At 70.4% G+C, this 22582-nt stretch carries 20 protein-coding genes and 2 pseudogenes; 12 read left to right on the top strand and 10 right to left on the bottom strand.

What is annotated here, in order from left to right; translation table 11 throughout:
* The 3 genes and pseudogenes from E1295_RS50260 to E1295_RS27330 form a co-directional block, all read left to right on the top strand.
* Positions 1-263, top strand: a pseudogene (locus tag E1295_RS50260) (hypothetical protein); the annotation flags it as partial.
* A 34-nt stretch (positions 264-297) separates the two neighbouring features.
* A complete protein-coding gene (locus tag E1295_RS50255) occupies positions 298-2130 on the top strand; it encodes an amidohydrolase family protein (RefSeq protein WP_220448910.1) in 1833 nt (610 codons plus the stop codon).
* A complete protein-coding gene (locus E1295_RS27330) occupies positions 2114-2701 on the top strand; it encodes an OmpA family protein (RefSeq protein WP_132634072.1) in 588 nt (195 codons plus the stop codon). Before E1295_RS50255 ends, E1295_RS27330 begins: the two co-directional genes overlap by 17 nt.
* 7 nt (positions 2702-2708) lie before the next feature.
* Here the strand turns inward: E1295_RS27330 and sthA are convergent, their stop codons facing one another.
* Positions 2709-4118 (bottom strand): Si-specific NAD(P)(+) transhydrogenase, encoded by a 1410-nt coding sequence (gene sthA / locus E1295_RS27325; RefSeq protein WP_132634070.1) that lies wholly within the window; start codon positions 4116-4118, stop codon positions 2709-2711.
* Between the two features lie 60 nt (positions 4119-4178).
* On the opposite strand from sthA, the gene E1295_RS27320 reads away from it, so the two are divergent.
* Positions 4179-5009, top strand: coding sequence for a PhzF family phenazine biosynthesis protein (locus E1295_RS27320; protein ID WP_132634068.1), 831 nt, complete (start codon positions 4179-4181; stop codon positions 5007-5009).
* On the opposite strand, the gene E1295_RS27315 is transcribed toward E1295_RS27320, so the two are convergent.
* The 6 genes from E1295_RS27315 to E1295_RS27290 all read right to left on the bottom strand — a co-directional run bounded on the left by E1295_RS27315 (position 4987) and on the right by E1295_RS27290 (position 10101).
* Positions 4987-5895 carry a 5-oxoprolinase subunit C family protein gene (locus E1295_RS27315; RefSeq protein WP_132634088.1) on the bottom strand — a complete coding sequence of 303 codons (909 nt, stop codon included), beginning with the start codon at positions 5893-5895 and terminating at the stop codon, positions 4987-4989. The two genes, E1295_RS27320 and E1295_RS27315, sit on opposite strands and share 23 nt — an antisense overlap.
* Positions 5896-5992: 97 nt before the next feature.
* The gene (locus E1295_RS27310; RefSeq protein WP_132634066.1) at positions 5993-6622 is read right to left on the bottom strand and encodes a 5-oxoprolinase subunit B family protein; all 630 of its coding nucleotides are present in this window, start codon (positions 6620-6622) and stop codon (positions 5993-5995) included.
* Complete coding sequence (locus tag E1295_RS27305) at positions 6619-7374, bottom strand: LamB/YcsF family protein (RefSeq protein WP_132634064.1); 756 nt, start codon at positions 7372-7374, stop codon at positions 6619-6621. Before E1295_RS27305 ends, E1295_RS27310 begins: the two co-directional genes overlap by 4 nt.
* A 17-nt stretch (positions 7375-7391) precedes the next feature.
* Positions 7392-8168, bottom strand: coding sequence for a thioesterase family protein (locus E1295_RS27300; protein WP_132634062.1), 777 nt, complete (start codon positions 8166-8168; stop codon positions 7392-7394).
* Positions 8169-8189: 21 nt separating this feature from the next.
* Positions 8190-9680, bottom strand: a complete 1491-nt coding sequence (locus E1295_RS27295; protein WP_246080404.1) for a hypothetical protein — start codon at positions 9678-9680, stop codon at positions 8190-8192.
* 196 nt (positions 9681-9876) lie between these two features.
* Positions 9877-10101: a hypothetical protein gene (locus E1295_RS27290; protein WP_132634060.1), complete on the bottom strand. Its 225-nt coding sequence runs from the start codon at positions 10099-10101 to the stop codon at positions 9877-9879.
* Between the two features lie 154 nt (positions 10102-10255).
* Here E1295_RS27290 and E1295_RS27285 point away from each other — a divergent pair, with 154 nt between their 5' ends.
* From E1295_RS27285 to E1295_RS27275, 3 genes are all read left to right on the top strand, one after another.
* Positions 10256-10825: an HhH-GPD-type base excision DNA repair protein gene (locus E1295_RS27285; RefSeq protein ID WP_132634058.1), complete on the top strand. Its 570-nt coding sequence runs from the start codon at positions 10256-10258 to the stop codon at positions 10823-10825.
* A gap of 244 nt (positions 10826-11069) precedes the next feature.
* A complete protein-coding gene (locus E1295_RS27280; protein ID WP_132634056.1) occupies positions 11070-13163 on the top strand; it encodes a SpoIIE family protein phosphatase in 2094 nt (697 codons plus the stop codon).
* Between the two features lie 242 nt (positions 13164-13405).
* Positions 13406-15058 (top strand): RNA polymerase sigma factor, encoded by a 1653-nt coding sequence (locus tag E1295_RS27275; protein WP_132634054.1) that lies wholly within the window; start codon positions 13406-13408, stop codon positions 15056-15058.
* Positions 15059-15541: 483 nt separating this feature from the next.
* Here the strand turns inward: E1295_RS27275 and E1295_RS27270 are convergent, their stop codons facing one another.
* The gene (locus E1295_RS27270; protein WP_166427435.1) at positions 15542-16279 is read right to left on the bottom strand and encodes a YaaA family protein; all 738 of its coding nucleotides are present in this window, start codon (positions 16277-16279) and stop codon (positions 15542-15544) included.
* A 252-nt stretch (positions 16280-16531) separates the two neighbouring features.
* On the opposite strand from E1295_RS27270, the gene E1295_RS27265 reads away from it, so the two are divergent.
* The 3 genes and pseudogenes from E1295_RS27265 to E1295_RS52540 all read left to right on the top strand — a co-directional run.
* Positions 16532-17251: a GNAT family N-acetyltransferase gene (locus E1295_RS27265; RefSeq protein ID WP_132634052.1), complete on the top strand. Its 720-nt coding sequence runs from the start codon at positions 16532-16534 to the stop codon at positions 17249-17251.
* 129 nt (positions 17252-17380) lie between these two features.
* Complete coding sequence (locus E1295_RS27260; protein WP_220448909.1) at positions 17381-17773, top strand: GNAT family N-acetyltransferase; 393 nt, start codon at positions 17381-17383, stop codon at positions 17771-17773.
* Positions 17774-17887: 114 nt separating this feature from the next.
* Positions 17888-18249 (top strand): annotated as a pseudogene (locus E1295_RS52540) (IS982 family transposase); the annotation flags it as partial.
* A 122-nt stretch (positions 18250-18371) separates the two neighbouring features.
* Here the strand turns inward: E1295_RS52540 and E1295_RS51145 are convergent.
* A complete protein-coding gene (locus tag E1295_RS51145) occupies positions 18372-18602 on the bottom strand; it encodes a DUF7455 domain-containing protein (protein ID WP_132342023.1) in 231 nt (76 codons plus the stop codon).
* A gap of 248 nt (positions 18603-18850) precedes the next feature.
* On the opposite strand from E1295_RS51145, the gene E1295_RS27250 reads away from it, so the two are divergent.
* Positions 18851-20917, top strand: coding sequence for a DNA gyrase/topoisomerase IV subunit B (locus E1295_RS27250; protein WP_132634048.1), 2067 nt, complete (start codon positions 18851-18853; stop codon positions 20915-20917).
* A 693-nt stretch (positions 20918-21610) separates the two neighbouring features.
* Here E1295_RS27250 and E1295_RS27245 read toward each other — a convergent pair.
* The gene (locus E1295_RS27245) at positions 21611-22123 is read right to left on the bottom strand and encodes a beta-class carbonic anhydrase (RefSeq protein ID WP_132634046.1); all 513 of its coding nucleotides are present in this window, start codon (positions 22121-22123) and stop codon (positions 21611-21613) included.
* A gap of 203 nt (positions 22124-22326) precedes the next feature.
* Between E1295_RS27245 and E1295_RS27240 the strand changes: the two genes are divergently transcribed.
* The gene (locus E1295_RS27240) at positions 22327-22578 is read left to right on the top strand and encodes a hypothetical protein (RefSeq protein WP_246080402.1); all 252 of its coding nucleotides are present in this window, start codon (positions 22327-22329) and stop codon (positions 22576-22578) included.
* Positions 22579-22582 lie beyond the last annotated feature (4 nt).

Genomic DNA, 22582 nt, shown 5'->3' with positions numbered 1-22582 from the left:
CCCCCGCCACGGCGGCGGCCGAGGTCCGCGGGTTCGTCGACGCGCACAGCCACCTGTTCTCCTACGAGGCCTTCGGCGGGCTGCTGATGTGCGGGCGGCCCTTCCACGCGCGGGGCCCGGAGAAGGCCCTGACCGACTGCGCCGACCACCACCCGAACGGCGAGCTGGCCTGGTACGAGAACCTCACCCGCACCGGCTCGCCGGCCGGCACCCACGACCCGGTCGGCTGGCTGGCCCACCTTCCGCGACTGGCCGGCGCATGACTCCCTGACCCACCAGCAGGCGTACCACACGTGGGTGGAACGCGCCTGGCGCGGCGGGCTGCGCATCATGATCAACCACCTGGTCGCCAACCGGCAACTCTGCGTGATCTACCCGTTGAAGCGGACCGCCTGCGACGAGATGGCCTCGATCCGGCGGCAGGCCGAGCGGGCCCGCGGGTTGCAGGACCACATCGACGCCGAGCACGGAGGCCCGGGGCGGGGCTGGTTCCGCATCGTGCGCGACCCCGCCGAGGCCAGGCAGGTCGTCGAGGCCGGCAAGCTCGCCGTCGTCCTCGGCATCGAGACCTCCGAGCCGTTCGGCTGCCGCACCCTGCTCGGCATCCCCCGCTGCACCGAAGCGCAGATCGACCGAGGGCTCGACGAGGTGCACGCGCTCGGCGTGCGCAGCATGTTCGTCTGCCACAAGTACGACAACGCGTTGTGCGGCGTACGCTTCGACTCGGGCATCCAGGGCACCATCGTCAACCTGGGCAACCTGCTCAGCGGCGGCTCGTTCTGGCAGGCCCGCACCTGCACGGGCCCGGCGCACGACAACCCGATCGACCCGGGCGGCGTCCTGCCCGATCCGATCGCCGGCCTGCTCCCGCCCGGCGTCTCCCTGCCGCTCTATCCGCCCGCCCCGCACTGCAACACCAGGGGACTGACCGCGCTCGGCGAGCACATGATCAGGGGCATGATCGAGCGCGGCATGCTGGTCGAGATCGACCACATGAGCGTGAAGGCCACCGGGCGCGCGCTCGACCTGCTCGAAGCCGCCCGGTACCCGGGCGTGATCTCCTCCCACAGCTGGACCGACCCGCACTATTTCGAGCGGGTCTACGCACTCGGCGGCATGATCACCCAGTACGGGCACGACTCCGAGCACTTCGTCGCCGAGTGGGCCCGCACCGAGCCGCTCAGACGGCAGCACGGGATCGCGGGCTACGGCTACGGCCTGGACGTCAACGGGATGGGGCGGCTGTCGGGGCCGAGGGCCGGCAACGCGGCCGACCTCGTGACGTACCCGTTCACGTCTCACGTCCTTCGACGGCGGCGACAGCCTCGACCGGCTGCGCACCGGCGAGCGGGTCTGGGACGTCAACACCGACGGGGTCGCCAACTACGGCCTGGTGCCGGACTGGATCGAGGACATGCGGATCATCGCCGGCGACGAGATCGTGCGGGACATGGCGGCGGGAGCCGAAGCGTACCTGCGGATGTGGGAGGCGGCGAATTCCGGTCGATCAACGACCTGAAATATCAGTACAATCCCGGCCTTATGAGGCTGACACAAGTGTTCACTCCCGTGCTCGCCACGGCGCTCGGCGCCGTGCTCACCGCCGGGTTGGTCACCGGATGCCAGCCCGGGGGGCCATCGTCGCCGCAAGCCGAGAAAGAGAACGCGCCCACCCGGTCCGAGCAGGTCAAGCAGACGACCACGCCGGCCACCGTCCCCCCTGACCAGGTCCTGGCCGGCCGGGAAGGGACACTGGACGGCCACACGTTCAAGGTGGAGATCGTCCAGCTGATCCGCAGGGAGCGGTTCGCCGACCTCACCTTCACCGCCACGGTGACCAAGGACGGCGGCGGACTCGGGTGGCAGGTGAACAACGCCTTCTCGGCCGTTCCCCAGCAGAACCCGACCGTGGACGGCGTCTACCTGGTCGACGTCAAGAACGCCAAGAAGCACCTCGTGGCGAAGGACAGCGAGGACAAGTGCGTGTGCAGCCGGATCGGGGCGCTGTTCCTCAAGCAGGACCAGAGCGCCGTCTTCTCCGCCACGTTCGCCGCGCCGCCCGCGGACGTGGGCTCGGTGGACGTGCACATTCCCAACGTGGGGACCTTGGCGAATGTACCGATCAGCTAGCGCGCTGGCCCTGTCGCTGCTCGTGGCGCTCACACCTGCCCCCTCACCCTCGGCGCCCGTCCAGGTGCCCGTGGAAGGAGGGCAGCCCGCCACCGCGCCGGTGCTCGACATCAGCGGCAAGATCCTCGACATCAGCGGTAAGATCCTCGACATCTCCGAGCGGATCTCCAACCTCGACGAGTCGGTGACCGACGAGACCAGCGGCAGGGAACGTACGATCACGGTGGCCGCCGACGTGCTGTTCGCCTTCGACAAGGCCACGCTGACCGGCAAGGCCGCGAGCCGGCTTGAGCAGGCGGCCGAGCTGCTCAAGGCCGAGGCGGCGGGCGAGCCGGTGACGATCGACGGCTACACCGACGCCAAGGGCTCCGGCTCCTACAACCTGGAGTTGTCGCGCAAGCGGGCGGAGGCGGTGCGCGACGCGCTCGGCAAGCTGGCGCCGGGAACCGGCTTCACCGTGACCGGCCACGGCGAGGCCGACCCGGTCGCACCCAACGCCCTGCCCGACGGGGGCGACAACCCCAAGGGCCGCGCCAAGAACCGCAGGGTGGAGATCGGCTTCACCCGCTGAACCCGGCTCACATCCCCGCGGTGAGCCGGGCCACCACCCGCATCTTGTTCATCGCGTCCAGCGCCGCCACCTTGTACGACTCGGCCAGCGTCGGGTAGTTGAACACCGCGTTGACCAGATAGTCGACCGTGCCGCCGCAGCCCATGACCGTCTGCCCGATGTGCACCAGCTCCGTCGCCCCCGTGCCGAACACGTGCACCCCGAGCAGCCGCCGGTCCTCCGGCGAGACGAGCAGCTTCAGCATGCCGTACGAGTCGCCGATGATCTGGCCCCTGGCCAGCTCGCGGTAGCGGGAGATGCCCACCTCGAACGGCACCTTCTCGCGGGTCAGCTCGTCCTCCGACCTCCCGACGAAGCTGATCTCGGGGATGGTGTAGATCCCGATGGGCGGCAGGTCCTCCATGTCGCCGACCGGCTCGCCGCACGCGTGCTGGGCGGCCAGCCGGCCCTGCTCCATGGACGTGGCCGCGAGGGCGGGGAAGCCGATCACGTCGCCGACCGCGTAGATGTGCGGCACCTCCGTGGCGTAGTCGCCGTCCACCGAGATCCGGCCGCGGTCGTCGGCGGTCAGGCCCGCGGCCTCCAGGCACAGCTCGGCCGTCTTGCCCTGGCGGCCGGCGGAGTACATCACGCAGTCGGCCGGGATCTTCTTGCCGCTCTCCAGCAGGGTGAGCGCGCCGCCGGGACGCCGCTCGACGGCGGCGACGTTCTCGCCGAACCTGAAGGTCACCGCCAGGTCGCGCAGATGGTATTTCAGCGCCTCCACGATCTCCAGGTCGCAGAACTCCAGCATGCGGTCGCGCCGCTCGATCACCGTCACCTTCGTGCCGAGCGCGGCGAACATGGAGGCGTACTCGATGCCGATCACCCCGGCGCCCACCACGACGAGCGTCTCCGGCACCCGGTCGAGGTGGAGGATGGCGTCGGAGTCGATGACCGTCCTGTCGTCGAACTCGACGCTCGACGGCCGGGCCGGCGACGTGCCGGTGGCGATCACGATCTTCTCGGCGGTGATCTTCGTCTCCTTGCCCTCCTCGTGGACGACGCCGATCGTGTGCGCGTCGAGGAAGCGGCCCGTGCCCTGCAGCACCGTCACCTTGTTGCGGGCCAGCTGGCTGCGGATGACCTGGATCTCCCTGCCGATCACGTGCTGCGTGCGCATGCCGAGGTCGGCGACGGTGATCTCCTCCTTGACGCGGTAGCTGGCGCCGTACAGCTCGCGCTGGTTGAGGCCCGTGAGGTAGAGCACCGCCTCGCGCAGCGTCTTCGACGGGATCGTGCCGGTGTTGATGCACACGCCGCCGATCATGTGCCGCTTCTCGACTATCGCTACGTTCTTGCCTAGTTTCGCCGCCGCGATCGCGGCCTTCTGCCCACCCGGCCCGGAACCCAGGACCACCACATCGAAATCCGCCACACCGACCAGTCTGGGGGTGGGGCAGCGGTGGGAAAAGCCCTTCCTGCAAGACTTCGTCGTATGATGCGCGCATTCTGCCAGGTAGACGTCTTCACCGCCGTTCCCTACCGCGGCAATCCGCTGGCCGTGGTGCTCGACGGGGAAGGGCTGAGCACCGAGGAGATGCGGCGCTTCGCCGCGTGGACCAACCTGTCCGAGACCACCTTCCTGCTGCCGCCGGCCGCTCCGGAGGCCGACTACCGGGTACGGATCTTCACCCCGACCGGCGAGCTGCCCTTCGCCGGGCACCCCACGCTCGGCACCTGCCACGCCTGGCTGGAGGCCGGGGGAGTACCGCGCGAGGACGGCGGGATCACGCAGGAGTGCGAAGCGGGGCTCATCCGGTTGCGCAGGACGGACGCCGGGCTCGAATTCCAGGCGCCGCCGCTGCTGCGCTCCGGCCCCGTGGAGGACGAGCTCGTCGAGCGGCTGGCCGAGGCCCTGCGGATCCCCAGGGACGACATGGTCGACGTCGAGTGGGCCGACAACGGACCCGGATGGGTGGCGGTGCTGCTCGCCGACGCCGAGGCCGTCCTCGCGGTCCGGCCCGGCCCGGTGCCGCACGACGTCGGCGTGGTGGGGCCGTACCCGGAGGGCTCGCCGTGCGCCTTCGAGCTACGGGCCTTCACCCCGGTCCACGGCACCACCGTGGAGGACCCCGTCACGGGCAGCCTGAACGCGTCGGTGGCGCAGTGGCTGCTGCGGACCGGCCGGGCCACGGCGCCGTACGTGGCGAGCCAGGGCACCGCGCTCGGACGCGCCGGACGGGTGCACGTCTCCACCGGCGAGCGGGGCGAGGTCTGGGTGGGCGGCGCGGTCGTCACCTGCGTCAGCGGGCGGGTCGTGTTGTGAACCTGACCTCGTCACCCGGCCTCAGCTGCGCGGCCACCGCCAGGTCGGCCGCCGTCACGACGGCGATCACCGGGTAGCCGCCCGTCGGGGGATGGTCGGCGAGGAAGACGATCGGCTGCCCGCTCGGAGGCACCTGCACGGCCCCGGCGACCATGCCCTCGCTCGGCAGCTCGCCCTCCTTGGCGCGTACCAGCTCGGGGCCGTTCAGCCGCACCCCGACGCGGTTGCTGTCCTGGCTCACGACGTACGGCCCCGCACACAGCGCCGCCGGCGCCTCGGGCGTGAACCAGTCGTCGCGCGGCCCCTGCAGCACGCGCAGCACGGCGGGCCTCGGCCCGGGCAGGGGCGCGAGGTCGGCGACGATGCCGCCCTCCGGCGGGCCGACCGGCAGCAGCGTCCCGGCCCGCAGCGGTTCGGGGCCGAGCCCCGACAGCGAGTCGGTCGATCGGCTGCCGAGCACCGGCGCGACGGCGATCCCCCCGCGCACGGCCAGATAGGTGCGCAGCCCCCACGCGGGTGTGCCCAGCCGCAGCTCCGCGCCCGCGGGCACCCAGAACGGCACCCCCATACCGGCCCGCGCGCCGGCCCGCGCGCCCGCACTCCCGGCGTCCTCCCGCCGGCCCGCCGCGGGCCGGCCTGGGGCGACCGTCGCCGTCAGCGGGGCTCCGGCCAGCGCCACCCATCCGCCGTCGTGGAAGCGGACCCATGCCCCGCCGAACGTCAGCTCGATCCCCGCCAGGCCCTCCGCGTTGCCCACGAGCCGGTTGGCCAGCCGCAGGCTCGGCGCGTCGGCCGCCCCCGAGCGGGGCACGCCGAGGTGGGCGTGACCGGGCCGCCCGAGATCCTGCACGGTCGCGTACGGACCGGGCGCCAGCACCTCGATCATCACGTGCCCGTGGCCTCACTCCGTCCGGCGGGCATGGTCGCCATCTGCCACCCTCTTCCTCACCTGGCCCTGGTCGCCGTCCTCCCGCCACCCGTCCTCAGGACGGCGGGGCCTCCTCGCGTACGAACCGCACGCGCATGCCCGGCCGGAACAGCGACGGAGGGTCGGCCGTGACGTCCCACACTCGCACGGACGTGCGCCCGAGCAGCCGCCACCCGCCGGGCGACGCGGTCGGATAGACCGCGGAGTAGGGGCCCGCGATCGCCACGGACCCGGCGGGCACCGACGTGCGCGGCGTGTCGAGCCTGGGCGTCTCCAGTACGGGGTCGAGCCCGGTGAGGTAGGCGAACCCGGGGGCGAACCCCAGCCACCCCACCACCAGCTCGCGCTCGCAGTGCCGGGCGACCACCTCGTCCGTGCCGATGCCGGCCAGCGCCGCCACGGAGCCGAGGTCGGCGCCGTCGTAGACCACGGGGATCGTCACGACGGGCCCCTCGGCCGCCCCGGCGCGGGCCTTGCCGCGTTCCTCGGCGACGACCATGGCCAGCCGGTCGCGCAGCCGCGCCTGATCCGCGCCCGGTGCCACCACGAGCACGGTCGCGGGCCCCGGCACGATCTCCGCCACGCCGGCGGGCCGGTCCGCCCGCAGCGCCGCGTCCAGCCGGTGCGACAACTCCAGCGAGCCCGTCTCCACGAGCAATCCGTGCTCCCCGGCCCTGCGGATCACGTGAACGCCTGCAGGACGACGCCGGCCGCCAGCAGCGCGTCGCGGACTCCCTGGGCCAGACGGACCGCGTCAGGCGTGTCTCCGTGGACACAGATGGAACGGGCGGCCAGCGGGACGGAACTCCCGTCGGAGGCCGTCACCGAGCCCTCCACGGCCATCTGGCGGGCACGGGCCGCCACCACGACCGCGTCGTGGATGACCGCGTCCGGCTCCCTGCGCGGCACCAGCATCCCCGTGGGGGTGTAGGCGCGGTCGGCGAACGCCTCGCTCACCGTCGGCACGCCCGCGACCGCCGCCACGCCGTGCACGACCGAGCCGGGCAGCGTCAGCACCGGCAGCGAGGGGTCGTAGTCGGCCACCGCGTCGATCACCGCCCCGGCCTGCACCTCGTCGCGGCAGATCCGGTTGTAGAGGGCGCCGTGGGGTTTGACGTAGGACACCCGGCCGCCCATCGCCCTGGCGATGCCGTCGACGGCCGCGAGCTGGTAGAGCACCTCGGCGCAGAGCTCCTCCGGCTCGAGGTCCATCTCCCTGCGCCCGAAGTGCGCCCGGTCGCGGTAGGACACCTGTGCCCCGATCGCCACGCCGCGGTCGACGGCCGCCGCGCACGTGCGCCGGATGGTCACCGGGTCACCCGCGTGGAAACCGCAGGCCACGTTGGCGCTCGTGACGATGTCGAGCAGCGCCAGGTCGTCGCCGAGCTGCCAGATGCCGTAGCCCTCGCCGAGATCCGCGTTGAGGTCGATCACCATGGCACCATCATGGCGCTTCACGGCTCGCGCGGTGCGACGAACAAGGTCTGAGTAGCAGTCCCGACCTCGCCATTCTCGTCATAAAGGGTCGAACGGGTCAGCCCGCGACCGGCCGGGCCGAGCACGGTGGCCGACTCCATGCAGATCCACTCCGTTTCGGGCGACCGGAACAGGGAGATCGTCAGGTCCACGTTCACGAACAGGTGCGTGGCGAAGTCGATGGCGAGGCTGATGCCGTTGCCGCTGTCGGCGAACACCGCCAGGCGCTCCAGCGGGGTGATCTCCTCGCCCTCGACCAACGGCACGCCGACCCGGCCCCAGACCGTGGCCGGGCCGGGGGCCAGGGGGCTGCCGGTGACGAAACGCCAGTCGAGCGCCCTGCCGTACCCGAAGCCGGAGGTCAGCCACGAGCGCGCGTGCTCCTGCGAAGGGGGCGGGACCGGCGCCGGCGGTTTGCCCGCAGGCGTGGCGGGCGTGCCGGCCTCCCGGATGCGCCAGGCGCTCGCCCTGGCGAACTCGCGGCCACCGGAGCTGACGCTGGCCGACAGGCACTGCACGCGCTTGCCGTCACGGGCCACCCCTGTCTCGATCCGCAGCTCGGCCACGGGCACGGGCGCGAACACGTCGACCACCAGCCTCGACAGCTGCAGCCCCGGCCGCGGGGCCGTGCGCGCCAGCTCGTGCACGATCAGGGCGGTGACGGGCCCCATGTGCTGGGAGCCGGGATCCCACGGGCCCTGGGTGTGCTCCGAGGCGCGGTAACGGCCTTCGCCGGTGCGGCTGTACATTGCCATAGAACGAAATTCTATGGCGAGCTAGATCTCGTCGGGAATGTCGGCGATGTCGTCGAGAGCCGCCGCGAGCTCCTCCGGGTCGCCGCCGATCCGCTCGGCGATCTCGATCAGCACGTGGAGCACGTCGTGGCGGTCGTGCCCGAGGTCGAGCAGGCGCTGCGCGGCCTCCCACAACTGCGGCGGATCGCCCTCCCACAGCCGGGTGGCGATCTCCTCGTGCCAGGCCAGGTGCTCCTGGTCGATGGTGCCGCCGTGGTCGATCTCGAGCAGCGTGCGGCGGTCGCCCTCGTCGGCGGGGTTGAGGTGGTCGAGGTCGATGTCGCCGTGCGTGCCCTGCAGGAAGGGAAAGGCGAAGACCCGCCTGGCCAGCGCCGACAGGTCGCCGTCCGGCAGCAGGCGCTCCAGCAGCGGCCGGTCGAGGCCGAACGACGTCGGGTCGCGGTAGGCCTCGGGGAACTTGCCGATGGCCTCCCACACCGCGTCGAGCGTGGCCTTCAGCCCCTGCTCGGGCAGCGCCGTGCGCTGGGCGGCGAAGCGCACCCAGGCCGCCAGCACGTGCGGCATCGCCTCCTGCTCCGCCACGCTCAGCATCACCTTGCGCGGCAGCCAGTCGAGCAGGAACGTCTCGCACTTGGTGGGGCTGACCCGCAGCGGCCGGTTGAAGTCCTGCTCGCAGCCGTAGTCGATGATGTGGTCGGCGCAGCGCGAGGCGGCCGAGGGGTCGGACAGGTGCTCGGCCGCGTCGGAGGCCAGGAACTCCGCCGCCAGCATGGCCCGCCGCTCCCTGCTGTAGGGGGCCTCGATGTGCAGTGGCGCCGGCCGTTTGCGCCCGGGCGGCAGCGCCTTCAACCGGGCCCTGGCGAACGCGTGGTAGGCGCTGTAGCTGTCGCTCACCGGCGGCGGGGTCTTCGGCTCCTTCGTGGCCTTCATCGCCGACTCCAGCAGGGCCCTCGCCTGCTCCGGCTGGATCTCCTCGAACAGCAGCATCGGATTGCCCGCCGCCTCGGCCCTGGCCTGCTCAAGCAGCTTGTCGACCTGCGAGGAGACCCAGGCGTCGCGGGTCATGCCGCTCATGTTGTAGTCGACGACCATGACGAGCGCGTGACGGTCGGCCGGGGTCTGGCCGTCGTTCCACCGGTAGGAGAAGGTGCAGATCACCGTGTCCTGGTCGCCGTAGGCGTCGCGGGAGACGTAGCAACCCGCCGGTTTCACCGCGCCCACCCGGTCGGCCCAGCCCGGCCTGGCCACCCCCGACTCCATCATGGCGAGCGCCGCGCCCTCGGCCTTGGCGCCCTGGCGGGCCGTGCCGAGGTAGGCCAGGCACATCAGGAGGGTCAGCGAGGCCGGCGTGCCGGCCTTGGCCGCGTAGTCGACCAGCCCTTCACCGAGAACCTGCTCCACGTCGCCGCCCCTGACCCGCCGGCCCCACCAGGCCCCGATCATGTCGGAGACCATCAGCTCCGCGTCCAGGGGAGTGCGGACGGCCAGCAGCTCCCGAGCCGCCTTCACCATCTCCTTGAACACGTCGTCGGGCGGAGTGCTCTCCCGGGGATCTCGTCGGTGTCGGCGCACGCCCTCACTCTCTCGTATTCCAGGCGCGAACGGTGCGGAGAACACGGCCCGGTGACCTCGATGTTATCGGAGGGTCATGCCGGTGACCCGCCTCCGGCGTCCTGCGGCAACGCCGCAGGACGCTCGCGACGGCACGTCAGCGGGAGTTCCGCGGTGGAGGCGCGGAGTTCACGATCGCGAGCAGGTGCTCGCGGGCGATGCGTTCCACGATCTCCGGGGTCGCGGCGACACCCAGATGCTGCGCACACGCGCACACGTCGGCCACGCAGCGGTCGATCGTGTCCACGGGTACGGTCAGGAACTCTTCGGCCAGCCTGAGACTGACCGGTTCGCGCAGGAACCGTGTGGCCAGAGCGAGCATAGGAGTGAGATTCCTCTGGATGCCCAGGGGCAAACCCCTAGGAACGTCTGCAGGGCGACTTGCGCTCTCATTCCACCCTTTCTCGGACGGGTGTCAAGCCTCCACGACGCCTGTGTTCACTTCACCCGGGGCCCTTTCATGCGAAGCTGTCTCCATGCGCATCCAGCTCGCCCAGCGGAGCGAGGCAGACGAGCTCCTCGGCCGCAGCCCGCTCGCCCTGCTCGTCGGCATGCTGCTCGACCAGCAGGTCCCCATGGAGTGGGCGTTCACGGGGCCCTACACCATCTCGCAGCGGCTCGGGCACGACCTCACCGCCGAGGAGCTCACCTCCTACGATCCGGAGGAGTTCGCCGCGCTGCTGGCGCAGCAGCCGGCCGTGCACCGCTATCCCAAGGCGATGGCCGGGCGCATCCAGCAGCTCGCGGCCCACCTGGTCGAGCACTACGACGGCCGGCCCGAAAGGATCTGGGAAGAGGCCGCCGACGGCAAGGACGTGTTCAAACGACTGAACGCCCTTCCGGGATACGGCAAGCAGAAGGCCCAGATCTTCTTGGCATTGCTGGGCAAGCAGCTGGGGGTGCAGCCGTCAGGCTGGCGGGAGGCGGCCGGGCCCTACGGCGAGGAGGGTGCACAAAGGTCGGTCGCCGACGTGGTCGACGCCGACAGCCTGAGCCGGGTGCGCGCCGCCAAGCAAGAGGCCAAGCGCGCGGCCAAGGCCCGATAGCCGTGGCGGGCAAGTGTCCCGGCGATCGGGCGCGGTAACCTGATCTTGCTGCGCAAAGTGGAGCGACTTTGACAGGATGCGTAGACCCTAGAGGCGACCGGGCACGGGCAGGGGCTTCCGTCCGCGCGTGCCCATCGCCGATGATGTACTGCAGGATCCGGTCGCCCGGAGCTGCGCTACGCCGATACACGACTATGGAGATGTGCCGCGTGGGAGACCCTGGCACGCGACGGAGGTGCGGACCATGAGCGCCGAGACCTCCGTTCCCCGTCCCCGGGAGTCGGATGTGGACATCTCAGACTCCGCCCTCTTCAAGGGCATGCTCTCGGAGGCGGAGTTCGCCTTCGCGTTCTTCGATGCCGACGGCCGCGTCCAGCGGGTCAACGACGTCTTCAGCGACGTCGTCGGCGTGCCCGCGGAGCGCATGGCGGGCCGGCAGCCCGTCGAGGTGCTGGCCGCCGACCTGAGCCAGATCATCACGCACGCCGTGCAGGCCGTCATCGAGGGCGACGCGCCCGTCACCGAGGGCCGCGTACGCGTGCGGTCGGCCGAGGGCGACACCCGGCAGTGGTCGCTGTCGTTCTCGCCGGTCCACGACGACGCCGGCGAGCTGCGGGCGATCGCCCTGATCGGGCTCGACGTGACCGAGAGCCGCCAGACCGAGGAGGCGCTGCGCCGCAGCGAGGAGCGCTACCGCTCGCTGGTCGAGGCGCAGTCCCAGCTGGTGTGGATCACCTCGCCCACGGGCGCGGTCGTCGAGGACGCGCCGCAGTGGCGCGCCATCACCGGCCAGGGCCTGGAGGAATACCTCGCCAACGGCTGGCTGGACGTCGTGCATCCGGACGAGGTCCAGCAGACCGAGGAGGCCTGGAGGGAGGCGCTGCGCGGCCGCACCATGTTCGAGTGGAACTACCGCGTGCGCACCCGGGCCAGCGGCTACCGCCACTTCGAGGTGCGGGCCGTGCCGATCATCCGCCACGGCCGGGTCGTCGAGTGGGTCGGCGCCAACACCGACGTCACGCCGCAGCGCGAGGCCGAGGAGATGCGCGGCAGGCTGACCGACCAGCTCGGCGCGGCCGCCCTGCGCACGGCCCGGCTGCAGGGCGCCACCGCGATACTCGCCGAGGCGCTGACGGTCGAGCAGGTGGTGCAGGTCATCATCGACGTGGGCCGCACCGCCCTGGCCGCCGACCGCTCGGCGGTGGCGCTCCTCGACACCGACAGGGCCGCGCTCAAGCTGATCAACGGTGAGGGCGTGCCCGAGGCGTCCGGCCCGTCCGGCGAGGAGATCCCGCTGTCCAGCTCCAGCGTGATGACCATGGCGGTCAACAGCCGCAGGCCGGTCTTCGCGGAGTCTCCCGAGTCGCTGAGGGCCCAGCTGCTGGAGGCCGGCGGCGACGAGGAAGTCCTCGGCAACTACCTCGCCAACAGCGACGAGCGCGCCTGGGTGGGGCTGCCGCTGCTGGCGGCCGGACGGGCTTTGGGAGCGCTCCGATTCTCCTTCACCAGGCCCCAGAAGATCTCCCAGGAGGACGGCGTCTTCCTGGAGGCCCTGGCCGGCCAGTGCGCGCTCGCGGTCGAGCGGGCCACGCTGTTCGAGCGTGAGCACCGCACCGCCGAGACGCTGCAGCGCAGCCTGCTGCCCGACCGCCTGCCGGTCGTCAAAGGCCTCGTGCTGGCCCAGCGCTTCCGCTCGGGCAGCCGCCACGTCCAGGTCGGCGGCGACTGGTACGACGCGTTCGTGCTGCAGGACGGGCGTGTCGCCGCGGTGGTCGGCGACGTCATGGGCAAGGGCGTCAAAGCAGCCGCCGGCATGGGCCGCATCCGCAACGCCATGCGGGCGCTGGCGCTGACCAACCCGCCGCCCGCGGCCGTGCTCACCGGCCTCGACCGGGTCTTCGAGGCCACGGAAGAGGAGGAGCAGGTCACGACCCTGGCCTACATGGTCGTCGAGCCCGTCACCGGCGAGGGCACGCTGGCCATGGCGGGACATCCGCCGCCCGTGCTGGTTTCGCCACAGGGCACGGCGATCCTGTGCGACGCCGAGCCCGGCACTCCGCTAGGCTGGCCGACCAGCCGCAGGCAGTTCCGGTTCGTGGTGCCGCCCGGCCATACCGCCGTGCTCTACTCCGACGGACTCGTGGAGAACAGGAAGCGCGGGCTGGATGCCGGTCTCGCAGAGATTTGCAGTGTTGTGACCGAAGCGCCGCCTGAGGTCGTGAGCAGTCCGCATATGTTGCTGGACTTCCTGGTTGACCGGATGTTGTCTGGATATGAACAAGATGATGACGTTACCGCGCTAGCAATTCACGTGCCGCCAGCCACGAAGAGTGACTGAATGAATCAGTCATAACGGTTGCTTTCGGGTATCGGTGCCCCGCTTACGTACGCACTACTGTCTCGGTCGGCCTAGGGTGGAGGTCAACCGCCGGGAGGTGGCCGTATGGAGTGCGGGGTCGTGCCACAATGCTGTGCAGGTCCGTCGCGGTCCGCACGGCCTCACCGATCTCCGAGAGAGGCAACAGCCCCCCAGCGGGCATCTGGGTCCATTGTCGCCACGCGTTCGTTCGAGAGGTGTTCGTGTCGCCTGCAAGTTCGACTCGCTCGAAGCCACAAGAGCTGAACGAGCCCGTCATTCAGCGACTGCTCGAGCGTGGGCGCTCGCAGGGTTTCCTCGAGTCTGAGGATGTCCGTCAGGCCTTCGAGGAGGCGGACATCCCCATGTCGCACGCCGCCGCGTTCTTGCGGAACCTCAGCAAAGAGGGCGTGACCGTGGTGGTGACCGCCGCGGATTCGGCTGCGCCGAAGAAGTCTCGTGGTCCAGCAAAGCGCCGCACCGCCGCCCCCGTCAAGACCAAGACGGCGGCGGCCGCCAAAGAGCAGCAGCCCGAGACCGTGACCGCGGTCGTGGGCACCGCTGAAGCCGAGCCGGCCGCCAAGAAGGCGGCCCCTGCCAAGAAGGCCGCTCCGGCGGCGAAGAAGGCCGCGGCCGCCGCCGCCGCCAAGAAGGCCGAGCCGAAGGGCGCTGGGCCTGCCGAGACCAAGCCGAAGGCATCCGACGCCCCGCGGGCCGACGGGGACGACGAGGACATCGAGCTCGACGGCGACGTGGAGCTGGACGAACTCGAGGACATCGAAGTCGACGACGAGGAGATCGTCGCCGAGGGAGACTCCGACGCGGAGGGTGACTCCGACTCCGACGACGAAACCGAGGAGCCCAAGGCCGCCGAGGCCACTGTGGAGAAGACCGAGGAAGAAGTCCTCATCCTCTCCGACGACGACGATGACGCCCCCGTGGCGCAGGTCGCCGCCGCCGGTGCCACCGCCGACCCGGTGAAGGACTACCTCAAGCAGATCGGCAAGGTCCCCCTGCTCAACGCCGAGCAGGAGGTCGAGCTGGCCAAGCGCATCGAGGCCGGCCTGTTCGCCGAGGAGCAGCTCGGCGGCGGCGAGTCCGAAGGGCTGCCCGTCGACGTCAAGGCCGAGCTGGAGTGGATCGCCGAGGACGGCCGTCGCGCCAAGAACCACCTGCTGGAGGCCAACCTCCGGCTCGTGGTCTCGCTGGCCAAGCGCTACACCGGCCGCGGCATGCTGTTCCTCGACCTGATCCAGGAAGGCAACCTGGGCCTGATCAGGGCCGTCGAGAAGTTCGACTACACCAAGGGCTACAAGTTCTCCACCTACGCCACGTGGTGGATCCGGCAGGCGATCACGCGCGCCATGGCCGACCAGGCGCGGACCATCCGCATCCCGGTCCACATGGTCGAAGTGATCAACAAGCTGGCCCGGGTTCAGCGGCAGATGCTGCAGGACCTCGGCCGCGAGCCCACGCCGGAAGAGCTGGCCCGCGAGCTCGACATGACGCCCGAGAAGGTCGTCGAGGTCCAGAAATACGGCCGCGAGCCCATCTCCCTCCACACCCCGCTGGGCGAGGAGGGCGACAGCGAGTTCGGCGACCTCATCGAAGACTCCGAGGCCATCGTCCCGGCCGACGCCGTCAGCTTCACGCTGCTCCAGGAGCAGCTGCACTCCGTTCTCGACACGCTGTCGGAGCGGGAAGCGGGCGTCGTGTCGATGCGCTTCGGGCTCACCGACGGCCAGCCGAAGACCCTCGACGAGATCGGCAAGGTTTACGGGGTCACCCGTGAGCGCATCCGCCAGATCGAGTCGAAGACCATGTCCAAGCTGCGCCACCCGTCACGCTCCCAGGTCCTGCGCGACTACCTGGACTGACGCGACCGCATCCGCACACCCCGCCGCCCCACCCGGACCCGTCCGGGCGGGGCGGCGGCGTTTCCTCGGGGCGTGCGGCCCGCAATCCGAGGGCCCAGGTGTCTCTGAGGTGTGTGGTACGCATCTCCCGGCCGCCCGGCATGCAAGCTTCGTCCGGCCGCTCCATGTGCACGTTGTTAAGCGCCTGGTTCGCCTGGCATGTACACCCCCTAGCACCTGGCCCGGGCCGGCATGCACGTCGTGCAGTCAAGTGGTCGCTCGCTGTACATGCCTTGTGGGCGCTTGGTTCGCCTGGCATGTACATCTTGCAGTCGCCTGGCCGCCCGGTGTGCACACCCCGTAGGCACCGGCCTCCCGGTATACACACCTGTAGGCAACCGGCCCGCCCCGGCATGCACGCCATGTAGTCACGTGGTCGCCGGGCATACACACCCCGTACACATCCGGCCGCCCCGGGTCGGGTCGGGTGGTCGGAGGAGGTGGTCACGTGACGTGCACGTCCAGTGTCCAAGGGCGGCCGGCTCGGGTGGGCGGTACCGCTTCGACGCGGTAGCCGAGCGTGTCGAGCACCTTGGCCAGCTCTTCAGGGCTGGTGGGCGTGGTGCCCTCCCGCAGGAGCGCACGGGCGATCTCGCCTCTGGTCGCCTTGGCCATGTGGCTGACGACCTTGCCGTCCCTGAACACCCGGACCGTCGCCGAACGTCCGCCGGGCTGCCAGGCGCTCGCGTAGGTCGCCGACCGCAGATCCACCACCAGCCCCGGAACGCCGTCCAGCACCTTCGAGATCCGCGGCCGCCAGAACGTGCCCAGACCGCCGAGCGGAGGCAGGTTGACCCCCATGGACAGCCGGTAGGGCGGAATCCGGTCTGTGATCCGTACCACACCCCAGAGGCCGGAGAAGATCAGCACGGACTGCTCAGCCCGGCTCCATGCCTCATCGTCCAGAGTGCGCAGCCCGAGATTGTCGTACAACACGCCGGTGTAGAGGTCGGCGGCGGGCAACGTGGGAGCCGTCCTCAGCGCGAGGTTTCTGGCCAGTTCGCCCGCAAGTCCAGGCGTCAGGCCGAGCACGCCGATGGCGTCACGGCGCTTGGACGCGCGCACGAGCGCGTTCGTCACCCGCTTGCGGGAGCCGTCCAGGGCGGGGAACGACAACTCGCCGACCGGCGGGCCGCTGCCTTCCGCCGCCTTCCCCTCCGACGGCGGCAACAGAATCATCACAGTGCCCAGCCTAGGGGGAGGCTTCATTCTTTACGGCAGGCCAGGCCGCCCCCAGCCGCCGACCGTGGCTGGGCTCCGTCCAGGGAGACGCTCACCAGGTGGAGACGGCTGAGCGCCGCAACGGCGCCTGCTGGGCCGTCCGCTTCGCTGAATCGATGACCGTCGTCCGCCCTGTGGCGGTTGCCTGGAGATCCGTGGTTTTGTCCCGTCCGCGTTCCGGCCCATGTGGGCGGGGGTGGTTAGGCTGCGCGGGTGGAGTTCGACCTGCTGGTGCATGAGGCCTGGCCTGCCTACGAGCAGCGTGTACACGACGGGTGGGTGCTGCGGTACGCCGGGGGCGTGACCAAGCGGGCCAACTCCGTGCTCCCGCTGCACGCCCCTGCCGATCTCGGCGCCGCCATCGAGGCCGCTGAGGCGTTCTACGACACGCGCGGGCAGCGCTGTGTCTTCTCGCTGGGCCTCAAGGCCGCGCCCGGCCTGGACGAGGAGCTGGAGCGGAGAGGATATGAGCCGGCCGACCCTACCGTGATCATGACCGGGACGCCGGGATATGAGCCCGCGTACAAGGTGCGGATCGAGAATCGGCCGTGGCGGGGCTGGCTGGAGACGTGGTGGGCCGTGGACGGGCGTTACGGCGCGGGCCTCGAGGACGCGGAGCGCATCTGCACCGGGGTGCCTGCCTTGTATGCGGCGTACGAGGAGGACGGTGTGGCGCTGTCCGTCGGGCGGGGTGTGCCGCAGGGAGACACGCTGGGCGTCTACTGCATGGCCACGTTGCCCGGCGCCCGGCGGCGGGGGCTGGCGCGGGCGGTGCTGCGGGCCCTGGTGCGGTACGCGGGCACGGGCTCCGCCTACCTCGTCACCACCGCCAGGAACGAGGGAGCGCAGGCCCTGTATCGGGGCGAAGGGTTCGAGATCGCGGGAAGGTATCACTACCGGATGGCCGGAGCACCGGTCCGGCAGCGGACGTGACCGGCCGGTCCGCGCGAACCGTGCGACGACGCGGCCCTGTGAGAGGAGAAGGAGATCACGCTGATGAGGGCCGACGGCTTTCGCGCACTGTCTGTTCGAGCGGGGAGTGCGGCGGATGTGGAGCACCTCGTGAACCTTGACCCGGTCGCGGGATCCGACGGTGGTGAGCGGCACGCCGCCATCCAGCGTTGGTGTCGCGACGGTGCCGTCCTCGTGGCGGAGACGCCGGCCGGGCTCGCCGGCTACTGCGTGGTGGAGTACACCTTCTTCGAGCGGGGTTTCGTGACGATGCTCATGGTGGCCGAGCCCGCCCGGGGCCACGGCGTCGGCGAGCGGCTCCTGCGTGCCGCGGCAGCCTCATGCAGGACGGACAAGCTGTTCACCTCGACGAACCTGTCCAACCATCCCATGCAGCGACTGCTGCAACGGATCGGCTGGCGGTCGGTGGGGATGGTGCACGGTCTCGACGACGGTGATCCTGAGGTGTTCTACCTGTGCACGTCCGCCGGAGCTGCGGAGTAAGCCGGAACAGGTGGCGGCCGTCGCCCGGCTCCTCATGGCCCCGGACAGATCGGTATGGGGGGCACGTACGGATGAGACCGGGTGGGTGGCCGGCGTGGACGAGCATGGGGGGCCGCGATACTCGGCGTCGAGCCCCACCTGACGGCAGACTGGCCGGGAGCGCTGCTGACAGCCGGCAAGGCTGCAACGCCCGCTGGTTCGAGGACGACCCGGCCCTCCGCGGGGTCGCGTTGCTGCGGCCCTCGATGCGCAACGGACCCGGCCGGGCAGGTGAACGCCTGCTCGAACGGGTCCGGCAGGTCGTCGAGCCGGTCGACACCCTTGAAGGACGGCTCGGCCTGGAACGCCACGGCGGACGCCCCGTAGTGGGTGTCTCGTTCCGCGTCGCACAGCGCATCCTGGCCATGGCCGCCGCGATCTGGCACAACCACCGCACCGGCCAGCCCCTCACGCGATCCCTGATCGCATACGGCCATCAGGAATCACTCGTCCAGGCGGCGGCGCCCGCGGCCGTGAACGCAGCGCGGCGACCCCGGGCGTGCCCAGGGTCGCCGCGCTGCTATGCGCTATGTGGTTATCTCATCACGACCAGCGCCGGTCAGCGCTCGTCGTTAGGGGCAACTGTTGGGGTTTCGCTGAGTCGAGCCGACTCGTCCAGGATGTCGGCACCCTTTTCGCGCAGTGCTGCGATGTGCTGACGCCCATGATGGGCGCAGAACAACAGCTCCCCACCCACAGGCAGGGTCGCGCGAATGTAGGCCTGGGCACCGCAGCGGTCGCAGCGGTCGAGGGCCGTCAGCGGCTTAACGGGGGCGAGAGCTCCAGTCACGTATCGCCTTTCGGGTCACCCCCGCCGAAGCGAGGATCTGGCGTCAGTCACTTGGAACAACATCTAACCGGACGTGGACGTTCCCAACCGCCCCCTCTCTACGCCCAGAGCGGAATGTGTCCGAAAGTAATGATGATCAGCCGGTTGGTAACACCAAACGCGGCTCCATGGCAAGCTTGTACGCGCGCGTGCGGGAAGAACGGTAAGCTACGCACACGTGTTCGATCCCTAGACCCGGAGGAGCTGGAGTGACGCTAGTGGAGGCGGGTTACACGGCTCGTCACCTGTCGGTGCTTGAGGGCCTCGAGGCCGTCCGCAAGCGGCCCGGCATGTATATCGGGTCCACCGACAGCCGCGGGCTCATGCACTGCCTCTGGGAGATCGTGGACAACAGCGTCGACGAGGCGCTCGCGGGTCACTGCAACCGGATCGAGGTCGAGCTCTACGCCGACGGCTCCATCGAGGTGCGCGACAACGGCCGCGGCATCCCGGTGGACATCGAGCCCAAGAGCGGCCTGGCCGGCGTGGAGCTCGTCTACACGAAGCTGCACGCGGGCGGGAAGTTCGGCGGCGGCTCCTACGCCGCGTCCGGCGGCCTGCACGGCGTCGGCGCCTCCGTGGTCAACGCCCTGTCCTCACGGCTCGACGTGAAGGTCGACCTCGACGGCAGGGTGCACGAGATCAGCTTCCGCCGCGGTGTCCCCGGTGTCTTCGACGGAGAAGGGCCGACGGCCAAGTTCAAGAAGAAGTCCGGGCTGCGCATCGGCGAGAAGCTGCCGAAGAAGGTCACCGGCACGCGCGTGCGCTTCTGGGCCGACAAGCAGATCTTCCTGCCGGACGCCGAGGTCTCCCTCGACGAGATCCACGTGCGGCTGCGCCAGACCGCGTTCCTGGTGCCGGGGCTGACCCTGGCGGTCTATGACAGCAGGCACGAGGAGCGCATCGAGGAGGAGTTCCGCTTCGACGGCGGCATCTCCGAGTTCACCGAGTTCCTGGCCCGCGACGAGGCCGTCTGCGACGTGCTGCGCCTGCAGGGCTCCGGCCACTTCCACGAGACCGTGCCGGTCCTCGACGACCAGGGCCACATGACGCCCACGCAGGTGGAGCGCGAGCTGCTCGTCGACGTGGCGGTCCGCTGGGGCAAGGGTTACGAGTCGACCGTGCGGTCGTTCGTCAACGTCATCGCCACCCCCAAAGGCGGCACCCACCTGACCGGTTTCGAGCGCGGGCTGGTGCGCACGGTCAACGAGGTGCTGCGCGAGACGCGCCTGCTGAAGAACGGCGACGACCCGGTGACGAAGGACGACATCTCCGAGGGCCTGACCGGGGTGGTCGCCGTCCTCGTCCCCGAGCCCCAGTTCGAGGGCCAGACCAAGGAGGTGCTCGGCACCTCCGCGGCCACCCGCATCGTCTCCCACGTGGTCTCTCGCGAGCTCAGGGAGCTGTTCACCAACCCGCCGCGCGGCTACAAGCAGCCGCTCAGGGCCGTTCTGGAGAAGATCGTCGCGGCGGCCAAGGCCCGCATCGCCGCCCGTGAGCACCGCGACAACCAGCGGCGCAAGAGCGCGCTGGAAAGCTCCGCGCTCCCGGCCAAGCTGGTCGACTGCCGCAGCGACGACGTCGACCGCAGCGAGTTGTTCATCGTCGAGGGCGACTCGGCGCTGGGCACGGCCAAACTGGCCCGCGACTCGGAGTTCCAGGCACTGCTGCCGATCAGAGGCAAGATCCTCAACGTGCAGAAGGCCTCCGTGAGCGACATGCTCAAAAACGCCGAGTGCGCCGCCATCATCCAGGTGGTCGGGGCCGGTTCCGGACGCTCGTTCGACATCGAGGCGGCCCGCTACGGCAAGGTCATCCTGATGGCCGACGCCGACGTCGACGGCGCCCACATCCGCTGCCTGCTGCTGACCCTCTTCCACCGCTACATGCGGCCGATGGTGGAGGCGGGGCGCGTGTTCGCGGCGGTGCCGCCGCTGCACCGCATCGAGCTGACCAACCCCGGCAGGGGCAAGGAGAAATACATCTACTGCTACTCCGACGCCGAGTTGCAGAAGGTGCTGCGCGATCTGGAGCGGCGCGGCAAGCGCTGGAAGGACCCGGTGCAGCGTTACAAGGGTCTGGGCGAGATGGACGCCGACCAGTTGGCCGAGACGACGATGGATCCGCGCCACCGCATCCTGCGGCGGGTCCGCATCGAGGACGCCGAGGGCGCCGAGGGCATCTTCAGCCTGCTGATGGGCAGCGACGTCGCGCCGCGCCGCGAGTTCATCGTCAACAGCGCCGCCGAGGTGGATCGCGACCACATCGACGCATAACGCCCCGCGGCACGTCGGCAGGGGCGCTCGCGACAGGTGACTCGTCGCCGCCGTCGCTGACCGCCCAGCGGAGGATCACCGCTGGGCGGCGGCCGGAAGGAGGTGCGGGCTGCCTGAGGTCCTGCGAGGGCTCGGCTCTGGTCATCCTCTGGTCCGGCTCAAGAGGCACTCCTCGGGTCACGCATGAGGTCGGCTCGACGGGCGAGTGCGCGGTCGGCCGTGTTCGTCGTCGGGCTGCTGCTTCTGGTCCGTGGTGTGGTGGGCGGCGTCGCCTGGTGGGGGGCCGCGGACTGTACGTGCCGGGCTGCGTCGCGGGTCCCGTCCTGATCGTCCTGGTGAGCTTCCGGTCAGGCCGGCTGGGGCGGGAGGCGTTTCTTCGCGCCAATGACGTTCCGAGGCCGGCTGGTTCGAGGCTGACTGACCTCGGAGCGAGCGGCGACCATGGTGCTCCGGCCCGCTCAGGCCTCTGGAAGGGCGCTGGAGCATCGCTGAGAGGCAGAGTGGGGTTCCTGGGGTGTCTGGTGGTGGCGTGGCCGTAGGGACGCTTGGGGCGGCCGAGACCCCGGTGTGTGGGTGACGGCGGCGGTGCCGGGCGACGGCGACGGGTGATGCTGAGGGGGTTACGGCGGCGGCGGTGCCGGGCGACGGCGCGGGTGATGCTGAGGGGGTTACGGGAACGGGGACGGGTGATCGTCAGGCCGCTGTCGGGTGCGGTTTCGGGGCTGGGGTCAGCAGGCCGGTGTGCACGTCGTAGATCGCTCCGGCCACCGGCATGTTGTGCGGCAGGAACGGGGTGCTGCGGATCCGCATGAGGTCGTGGCGTAGCGCCTCGTCCTGGTCGGGCACGGTGTGGAACTCGAGGCTGCGGGTGTCGACTCCCTGTTCGCTGGTGAGCACGTGCACGTCGGAGTCCGTCACCTTGGACATGCCGCAGTCGGTGTGCGGCATCACCAGCACGCGGTCGACGCCCAGCAGGTAGACGGCGAGCACCAGAGTACGCAGCACGTCGTCCGTGACGCGGGCGCCGGCGTTACGCAGGATCTTGGCGTCGCCCGGTTCCAGGCCCAGCAGCCCGAGGGGGTCGATGCGGGAGTCCATGCAGGTCACCACGGCCAGCCCGCGGGCTGCCCGGCCGGTGAGGGTGGAGTTTCCGAACTCCTTGGCGAACTTCGCGTTGGCGGCGTACAGGTCGTCGAACGCTTTCATGACGACAAATATCCCTCACGCCCCGGAAAACATGCGCTCCGGGGGTCAGGAATGGCCCGACTTGGCAAACCTCCCACGAGCGCCCTTCGCTCTGCGTGATGATGTCGTAGCCGTATGTACGGGATCGAAGAAGGTTGCTCGTGAGTAGGTCAGAATCGCTTGCCGCGTTTCTCCGTGTTCAGGCCTGGCGTCGCCTCGACCGCGTGGAGTCCAACGACGACGGTCGCAACGCCAGGAGCGCGCTGGCGCTCCTCGACACCGCCGCCTACGCGGCCGGTCTGCCCGACGACGATCCGCTCATCCTCATGCTGGACGAGGCGGGTTGTTACGGGCCGCTGGGCTGCGAGGGGTTCGACCCGGGGGAGGCGGCCACCCGGCTGATCCGGCGCTGGGAGGGCGGCGAGCCGCACGAGTTGCTGCTCGCCATCCCGTCCGCCATCGCGGCCTCCGGCTGACGGC

The organism is Nonomuraea mesophila (assembly GCF_004352805.1).
GTDB classification, from domain to species: domain Bacteria; phylum Actinomycetota; class Actinomycetes; order Streptosporangiales; family Streptosporangiaceae; genus Nonomuraea; species Nonomuraea longispora.
This window is presented reverse-complemented; position numbering and strand designations above follow the sequence as displayed.